Raw genomic sequence first — 7,994 nt, forward strand, 5'->3', positions numbered from 1 at the left:
CCGCCGCATCGCCCCGCTGCGCACCCCCACCGATCTCGGCGAAGACGCCACCCGCGACATCGCTGCCGCACTCACCGGCCTGCTGGCCGACATGTTCGCGCTGTACCTGAAGACCAAGAATTTCCACTGGCATCTCTCCGGCCCGCATTTCCGCGACTACCACCTGATGCTCGACGAACAGGGCGACCAGATCTTCGCCACCACCGACGCCATCGCCGAGCGGGCCCGCAAGCTGGGCGGCACCACGCTGCGTTCGATCGGGCATATCGGCCGGCTGCAGCGCATCGCCGACAATGACGCCGATTATGTCACCGCCGCCGATATGCTCGCCGAACTCGCCGAAGACAATCGCGCGCTCACCGGCTTCCTGCGTGCCGCCCATGGCGTGTGCGAGGAATATGGCGACGTCGCTTCCACCAGCCTGATCGAGGTGTGGATCGACGAGGCCGAACGCCGGACCTGGTTCCTCTACGAATCCACCCGCTCCAACCATTGAGCGGCCCGCGCCGCTTCAGGAGACACCCTCATGTCCGACACGCCCCGCCCGCCGGCGTCCGGCCCGCTCGAAGCCGGACGCACCGCGCCCGACTTCGTCCTGCCGGCGACGCCGGACCAGCGGCTCTCGCTGTCCGAACTGCGCGGCAGCCCGGTGATCCTCGCCTTCTATCCGGCGGACTGGAGCCCGGTCTGCGGCGACCAGATGGCGCTCTACAACGAGGTGCTGCCGGAGTTTCACCGCTACGGCGCCCAGCTCGTCGGCATCTCCACTGACGGCGTGTGGTGCCATGCCGCCTTCGCTGGAGAGCGCCACCTGCATTTCCCGCTGCTCGCCGATTTCGAACCCAAGGGCGCCGTCGCCCGCACTTACGGCGTCTACCGCGAGCCGGAGGGCACCTCCGAGCGTGCTTTGTTCGTGATCGACGGCGACGGCGTCATCCGCTGGAGCTACGTCTCCCCGCTCGGCATCAATCCTGGCGCCGACGGCATACTCGAAGCGCTGGATGCTCTGGTCGGCGCGCCACCTCAGGGGGCCACGCCATGAAGATGCTCACACCTCCGGTCGGCCCGGATGACCATGCGCAGGGACCGGTAGATGCGCCGGTCACAATGGTCGAATATGGCGATTATGAATGCCCTTATTGCGGGGCGATGCACCCGGTCATTCAGGCGGTGCAGCAGGCGATGGGCGACCGGCTGCGCTTCGTGTTCCGCAATTTCCCACTCACCGGTGCCCATCCCCATGCCGGCCGCGCGGCGGAGTTCGCGGAAGCCGGCGCCGCCATTGGCCGGTTCTGGGAAGCCCATGACCTGCTCTACACGCATCAGGACGCGCTCGACGATGCCAGCCTTGCCGCCTATGCGCAGGCGCTGGGTATCGCGCCCGCCGATCTGGAGGCCGCGTTCGAGGGCCGGTTCGACGCACGTATCCGCGCCGACTTCAGCGGCGGGCTGCGCAGTGGCGTGAACGGCACCCCTTCGCTGTTCATCAATGGCCTGCGCTATGACGGCGACCACGAGCCGGAGGCCCTCTTGGAAGCACTTGAGCGGGCAGCCGCCGGTTAGATTGCGTCGCGCGACCTGTCGTGCACGATAAGGCGCGACGGGTGGCGGCGTTTCTGCCTCTCTATTCGCGCCCAACCCGGGCGAACCAAAGCCGGAAGTGCCGTTCATGCGCAGACAAGCCGCCCCGGGCCAGACGGCCCTCTTCTATCGCTACGTCGCCGCGACGGCACTCGCGGCGGCGGTGTTCGCCGTTGATAGCTTCACCCATCTGGGCAGCGCGGTGGCGGTGCTTTATGTGCTCGTGCTGATCATCATCGCCGACGCCGCCTCGCGGCGCGCCATCCTGGCCAGCACCGCCGGCTGCATCGGGCTCACGCTGTTCGCCTTCATCTATGGCCACGGCATCAACCTGATGATCGAGCCGGGCCTGAGGCTGCTGTTCAGCCTCTCCGCGATCATCGCCACCGCCGTCATCGTGCTCCAGCGCCATGCCGACCGGCTGACCGTGGAATCCCAGGCGGAGCTGCTCGACGTCACCAGCGACGCCATCTACCTCTCCAATGAGTTCGGCCGGATCATCTACTGGAACAAGGGCGCGGAGGCGCTGTATGGCTGGTCGTTCGACGAAGCCTGGGGCGCCAACCCCCATGCCTTGCTCGGCACCCGCTTTCCCGAGCCGCGCGAGGCGATCGAAGCGGCGCTGGCCACGACCGGGGAGTGGCAGGGCGAGGTAACCCAGCGCACGCGCGCGGGCGAGACACTGCACCTGTTCACCCGCTGGCGGCGCCGCGCGGAAGGCACCGAAGGCGGCGGCACCACGCTGGAAACCAACACCGACATCACCGCCCGCAAGCATGCCGACGAAGCGCTGAAGGACAGCGAGCGCCGTTACCGCGTCATCTTCGAAACACTGGCCGTAGCGATCTGGGAGCACGATCTGCGCCCGGTGAAAGCCGCGCTCGACGCGCTGCGGGCGGAAGGGGTCGACGATCTCGCGCTCTATCTGGCGCAGAACCCGGATTTCGTAACGCGGATGCGGGCCCTCATCCGCATCACCGATGTGAACGGCACCGCCCTGAAGCTGATGGGCGTGGCCGTCAAGGAGGACTTCTTCACCCGGCTCGACGACATGCTGCCGGGAGATGATCCAACCTTTCCCACCTTCCTGCTGGCGCTGGACCGCAATGTCGAGAGCTACGCCGCCGAGACCACGATCCGCACCCGGCAAGGCGCTCTGCTGCGGGTCATCGTCGCCTTCAACTTCCCGCCCGGAGCGTCGCTCGACCGGGTGCAGGCCAGCGTGATCGACATCACCGAGCGGGTGAAGACGCAGGACGCGCTTGAGCACACGCGCAGCCAGCTAGACCACGCGCTGCGCGCCGCCATGCTCGGTGAGGTCTCGGCCTCCATCGCCCATGAGATCAACCAGCCGCTCGCCGCCATTGCCGCCCATGCCGCCGCCGGCCAGCGCTGGCTGAACCGGCCGGAGCCCGATCTCGACGAAGTGCGCGCCTCGCTGGCGCAGGCCGGCGCAGCGGCGACGCGGGCGTCCGAGGTGGTGCGCCGTGTGCGCCGGCTGATGACGCAGGTCGAGCCGGAAAAGACCGTGCTGCCGGTCGATGCGGTGGTGGAGGAGGCGCTGCATCTGCTGCGCAACGAGATGGCGACGCAGGGCGTCGTGCTCGCCTCTGCGCTGGATGCCGGGGATAGCCGTGTCGATGTCGACCGCATCCTGCTGCAGCAGGTCCTTATCAACCTGATGGCCAACGCCATGCAGGCCATGCAGACGACGCGTCCGGGCGCGCGCCGGCTCGGCGTGCGCACACGGGCCATCACGGAGGGCGTGGTCATCGAGGTGTGCGACACCGGGCCCGGCTTTTCCGAGCAGGTGGCGCAGAAGGCGTTCGAGCCGTTCTTCACCACCAAGCCTCAGGGCATGGGGCTCGGCCTCGCGATGTGCCGGACCATCGTCACCGCCCATGGCGGCGAGATCGCCATCGCCGCGCCGGAATCGGGCACGGGCGCCAAGGTTCGCCTCAGCCTGCCGGCCGCCGGGGGCTGACGACCGCTTCCCCGCACTGATTGCGTGGGTGGCAATTCGTTCCGACAAACCTCGCCGCGCGTGCGGGGCATTATGGTGTCATGGCGCGGGAGCGCCTTTCCGAGGAGGCGCCGCCGCCATGCTGGACAACACGACCGAGACCAGACACGCCGCTGCACCGCCGGCCGCGCCCGTCGACGCCACACCCGCCCCGCCGGCGCCCTCGCTTGGCGCCAGCCTGCGCCGGATGCTGGTGCCGCTCGCCTCCATCGCCGCGCTCGGCGCGTTTCTCGTCTACAGCAACGCCCACTGGGCGAATTGGATGAGCGACCGCCCGGTGCAGTCCACCGACGACGCCTATGTCGAGGCCGACGTCTCGACGCTGAGCGCGCGTGTGTCCGGCAATGTGCTGAACGTGCTGGTCGACGATTATCAGTCGGTGAAGGCCGGCCAGCCGCTGGTGGAGATCGACCCCGCCGGCTACCAGGCCGCGGTGGATGGTGCCCAGGCGGCGGTTGACGGCGCCCGCGCCGCGCTCGCCAATCTGGGCAATCAGGAAGAGTTGCAGCGGGCTCTCGTCGCGCAGGCGGAGGCCGCTCTGACGTCCGCACAGGCGGTCGAAACCGAGATGAACGAGGAGTTCGGGCGCCAGAAGGCGCTGGTGGACGGCGGCATCGCCGGCACCGCGCAGCGGCTTCAGCAGGCCACCGCCAATCTCGCCAAGGCCACCGCCGATGTCGCGGCCGCCCGCGCCGCGATCGAGGCGCAGCGGCGCCAGCTCGACGTGCTGACCGGACAGGAAGGCACGCTGCGCGCGAGCCTCGACGGCGCCGTCGCCAGCTTGAAGACCGCGACGCTGCAACTGGGCTACACCAGCGTGGTCGCGCCCTTTGACGGCATCGTCAGCACCCGGCTGGTGCAGGCGGCGGATTATGTGAATGTCGGCACCAGCCTAATCGCGGTGGTGCCGATCCCCGCCGTCTACATCATCGCCAATTTCAAGGAGACCCAGCTCACCCATGTCGCGCCGGGCCAGCCGGTCGACATCACGGTCGACACCTTTCCCGGCCAGACCCTGCGCGGCAAGGTGGAGCGCATCTCCCCGGCGAGCGGGGCGGTGTTCGCGCTGCTGCCGCCGGACAACGCAACCGGTAACTTCACCAAGGTGGTGCAGCGCATTCCCGTGCGGATCGCTCTCGAACCTGGACAGGCGCTGACGGACAAGCTGCGGGCCGGCATGTCGGTGGTCGCGCGGATCCATGTCGACCGGGCGGAATGAGCCATGGCCACCGCACCGCTGCCTGCGACGCCGGCCGGGGCAGCCTCGGCCCGCTCCGCACCGGCCCAATCCGCCCCCTGCCCTCGCCCGGCCTATGCGGCAGCGGCGGTGCTGCTAGGCTCCTTTCTCGTCGGCTTCGACACCCGCCTGTTCTCCATCGGCCTGCCGGACCTGCGCGGCGCTTTCGGGCTCAGCTTCGACGAGGGCGCCTGGCTCTCTACCATCGCCACCGCACCGCAGATTTTCATCGCCCCCGCCGTGGCGTGGCTGGCCGCGACCTTCGGCGTCGGGCGCGTGCTGTTCTGGCCGAGCCTCGTCTATGCGCTGATCTCGCTGGCCATTCCCTTCGTGCATAGCTGGGAGCTGATCGCCCTGCTGCACGGGCTGCGCGGCCTGCTGCTCGGCGTGTTCATCCCCGCCACCATCATGATCATCTTCCGCAACCTGCCGATCCGCTGGTGGGTGCCGGCGCTCGCGATCTATGCGTTCCGCCTCGCCTTCTCGCAGAGCGCGGGCGTCGCCATCGTTGGCTTCTACGAGCAGTATATGAGCTGGCAGTGGGTGTACTGGCAGGACGTGCTGCTGGCGCCGATCATCGGCATCCTCGTGCGCCTCGGTACCCCGCATGAGAAGGTCGACACCGCCCTGCTGGAGCGGGCGGATTGGGGCGGCATGGCGCTGCTCGGTTCGGGCTGGGCGCTGATCTATGTCGCGGTCGACCAGGGCAACCGGCTGGACTGGCTGCAATCGGGGCTCATCCTCACCCTTCTGGCCGCGGGTACGCTCCTCGTCGCCGGCTTTTCGCTCAACGAACTCCTGGTGCGCACGCCTTGGGCGAGTCACAAGGTGATCGCCTCGCGCAACGTGATCGGCGCCTTCATCCTCATCCTGTGCTTCAACGTCGCCAGCCTGTCGAACAGCATGCTGATCCCGGGATTTCTGTCCACGGTGACGGGGCTGCGGCCGGAAGAAAGCGGATGGCCGATCTTCCTGGGCACCGGCCTGCCGCTGCTCGCGGTGATGCCGCTGGCGGTGCTGATGATCCGCCTGTTCGACGCGCGGCTCACCATGCTCATCGGCTTCCTCGCCTTCGCGGTCGCCGCGCGCATGGGCACCGGCATCAACCATGAATGGTCGGGCTGGAGCTTCCTGCCGATGCTGCTGATCCAGTCGATCGGTCAGGGCTTCACCTTCCTCGCCGCCGTCGTCTACATCCTGTCCAATTCCAGCCCGAAGGACGCGACCGCCATCGCCGCCTATGTGCAGGTGCTGCGGCTCGGCGGGGCCGAGATTTCCATCAGCCTGATGGCGACGCTGCTGCGCATGCGCGAGCAACTGCATTCCTATCTGCTCGGCCTGCACATCCCGGCCTCGGCCGCGGAGACCGCTCACGCCATCGCCGGCTTCGCCGCGCCCTTTGCCGGTGCGGGCGGCTCGGCGCATCTGGCGCAGGCGCGCGGCGTGGCGGCTCTGGCGGCGACGGTGAGCCGCGAGGCCAATGTGCTGGCCTATATCGATGCGTTCCAGATCAGCTACTGGGGGGCACTGGCTGGCCTCCTGATGGTGGCGCTGCTCGGCGCCGCCCCGCGCGGCCCGCTCTCGCCGCGCTACTGAGCGCCGCGGGGGCGGTCGCGGACATACCAAGGTATGTAGCGATCACACTCATCATATAGCTGCCGAAACCCACGTAGAATGGGAGGCGGGCCACGCCCGGCATAATCTTTCATCATCGCCGATCAACGGATGAAACGGGGAACGAACAGAGAGATTTCCGGGACGCCGCCGCACTTCTGGCACCGCCACGACCTCTCGTCTCCCCGCCCATTCCGCGATCAGGATCCGCTCCGAGGATGATGGGGTATCGGCCATGTCGCTTCACGTCACGCCGCCTTCCGCTGGTTTCGCCTCTCGCGCCGCCGCACTGCCGCCGGACGGCGCCCGCGACGCGCTCTCGCTGCGCCTTGACCATATGGGCGTGGTGCTTGCCATCGGCCCCGCCGGTGCCGCACGCCGGCCAAAGGCCGCCGACGGCGCGCCGGTCATTCACCTGGCGGTCGGCGCCTCCGGCCTCGACCACGCCCCGCTGCTCGCCGACGCCGCCCCCATCCCTCGCACTGCCGATCCGGTGATCGACCGGCTCTCGCGTGCCCTCGATGCCGCCGAGAACAGCGATCGTGAATTCGGCGGGCTCTATGCCGACGCGCTGCGCCTCGCCATTGTCACCCGCGTGCTGAGCGGGCATCTGGACGGGCAGGACGCGCAGGTCCTCGAAACCGAGGAGCCGGAAGCCGCGCCCGCGCAGCGCCGTCCCAAGTCCGGCCTGCCGAAGTGGCGCCTCAAGCGCGTGGTCGCCTATATCGACGAGAACCTCTCCGAGAGCGTCAGCCTCGCGGGCATGGCTGCGGCCGCCGGGCTCAGCCGCATGCATTTCGCCGCGCAGTTCCGTGTCGCGACAGGGCAGAGGCCGCACGAGTTCCTGCTGCGCCGCCGCGTTGAACGCGCCCAGGCGATGATGCTGGAAACCCGCGACTCTCTGGTCGAGATCGCGCTGGCAGTGGGCTTCCAGACGCAGGCGCATTTCACCACCGTGTTCCGCCGCTTCGTCGGCGACACCCCCTATCAGTGGCGCAGCGCCAATCGCGGGCATCACTGACCCACTCGCGCCGACCGGAGGGAGTTCGGGTCATGACCGGCATGTTTCTGGACGTGCATGCGTCGCCGATCTTCGTCGGCCTCGCCGCCTTCTGCATCCTCGCCTACATCTTCGCCGATGGCCTCGACCTCGGCGTCGGCATCCTGTTCGCCGCAGCACCGCGCAGGGGCGAGCGGGAGGCGATGATCGCCAGCATCGCGCCGGTGCTGGACGGCAACGAGATCTGGCTGGCGGCTGGCGGCGCTCTGCTGTTCGCCACCTTCCCCGCCGGCTACTATATGCTGCTGCCGGCCTTCGCGGCGCCCATCGCGCTGATGCTCGCCGCGCTGGTACTGCGCGGGGCCGCTTTGGGCCTGCGCCCCCGCTCAAGGTCGAAATCGCCGGCATGGGACCTAGGCAGCGGACTCATAACGCATTGATCCAGATGCGGACGGCAGCGAGCTTGAGGGCTGCGAGGAAGTTGTCTGGGCGCCGGTCGTAGCGGCTGGCGAGGCCGCGCATCTGCTTGATCCTGTTGA

The 7,994-nt window shown here is 68.5% G+C and carries 8 protein-coding genes and 1 pseudogene; 8 read left to right on the forward strand and 1 reads right to left on the reverse strand.

Annotation, left to right across the window (positions count from 1 at the left end; translation table 11 throughout):
- From VRZ77_RS21435 to VRZ77_RS21470, 8 genes are all read left to right on the forward strand, one after another.
- Nucleotides 1–496 (forward strand): Dps family protein (locus VRZ77_RS21435; protein ID WP_414594599.1); only part of this gene is annotated, 496 nt, incomplete at its 5' end.
- 30 nt (nucleotides 497–526) lie between these two features.
- Nucleotides 527–1,042: a peroxiredoxin gene (locus tag VRZ77_RS21440; protein WP_414594600.1), complete on the forward strand. Its 516-nt coding sequence runs from the start codon at nucleotides 527–529 to the stop codon at nucleotides 1,040–1,042.
- Entirely contained in the window at nucleotides 1,039–1,563 is a 525-nt protein-coding gene (locus VRZ77_RS21445) for a DsbA family protein (RefSeq protein ID WP_414594601.1), read from the forward strand. The genes VRZ77_RS21440 and VRZ77_RS21445 overlap by 4 nt, the downstream gene beginning before the upstream one ends.
- Nucleotides 1,564–1,669: 106 nt before the next feature.
- Complete coding sequence (locus VRZ77_RS21450; RefSeq protein ID WP_414594602.1) at nucleotides 1,670–3,565, forward strand: ATP-binding protein; 1,896 nt, start codon at nucleotides 1,670–1,672, stop codon at nucleotides 3,563–3,565.
- Between the two features lie 118 nt (nucleotides 3,566–3,683).
- Nucleotides 3,684–4,823 (forward strand): HlyD family secretion protein, encoded by a 1,140-nt coding sequence (locus tag VRZ77_RS21455; RefSeq protein WP_414594603.1) that lies wholly within the window; start codon nucleotides 3,684–3,686, stop codon nucleotides 4,821–4,823.
- Nucleotides 4,824–4,826: 3 nt separating this feature from the next.
- On the forward strand, nucleotides 4,827–6,437 hold the full coding sequence (locus VRZ77_RS21460; RefSeq protein WP_414594604.1) for an MFS transporter: 1,611 nt from the start codon (nucleotides 4,827–4,829) through the stop codon (nucleotides 6,435–6,437).
- Nucleotides 6,438–6,690: 253 nt separating this feature from the next.
- Complete coding sequence (locus VRZ77_RS21465; protein WP_414594605.1) at nucleotides 6,691–7,476, forward strand: helix-turn-helix domain-containing protein; 786 nt, start codon at nucleotides 6,691–6,693, stop codon at nucleotides 7,474–7,476.
- A gap of 32 nt (nucleotides 7,477–7,508) precedes the next feature.
- Entirely contained in the window at nucleotides 7,509–7,895 is a 387-nt protein-coding gene (locus VRZ77_RS21470) for a cytochrome d ubiquinol oxidase subunit II (protein WP_414594606.1), read from the forward strand.
- On the opposite strand, the pseudogene VRZ77_RS21475 reads toward VRZ77_RS21470, so the two are convergent.
- Nucleotides 7,882–7,994: pseudogene (locus VRZ77_RS21475) on the reverse strand (IS5/IS1182 family transposase); the annotation flags it as partial. The gene VRZ77_RS21470 and the pseudogene VRZ77_RS21475 sit on opposite strands and share 14 nt — an antisense overlap.

This window comes from Ancylobacter sp. G4_0304 (genome assembly GCF_047501495.1).
Taxonomy (GTDB): Bacteria; Pseudomonadota; Alphaproteobacteria; order Rhizobiales; family Xanthobacteraceae; genus Ancylobacter.

Excerpts from the sequence above, each read along its gene's own strand:
- VRZ77_RS21440 (WP_414594600.1), top strand. The coding sequence starts at position 527 with ATGTCCGACACGCCCCGCCCGCCGGCGTCCGGCCCGCTCGAAGCCGGA.
- VRZ77_RS21445 (WP_414594601.1), top strand. The coding sequence starts at position 1,039 with ATGAAGATGCTCACACCTCCGGTCGGCCCGGATGACCATGCGCAGGGA.
- VRZ77_RS21450 (WP_414594602.1), top strand. The coding sequence starts at position 1,670 with ATGCGCAGACAAGCCGCCCCGGGCCAGACGGCCCTCTTCTATCGCTAC.
- VRZ77_RS21455 (WP_414594603.1), top strand. The coding sequence starts at position 3,684 with ATGCTGGACAACACGACCGAGACCAGACACGCCGCTGCACCGCCGGCC.
- VRZ77_RS21460 (WP_414594604.1), top strand. The coding sequence starts at position 4,827 with ATGGCCACCGCACCGCTGCCTGCGACGCCGGCCGGGGCAGCCTCGGCC.
- VRZ77_RS21465 (WP_414594605.1), top strand. The coding sequence starts at position 6,691 with ATGTCGCTTCACGTCACGCCGCCTTCCGCTGGTTTCGCCTCTCGCGCC.
- VRZ77_RS21470 (WP_414594606.1), top strand. The coding sequence starts at position 7,509 with ATGACCGGCATGTTTCTGGACGTGCATGCGTCGCCGATCTTCGTCGGC.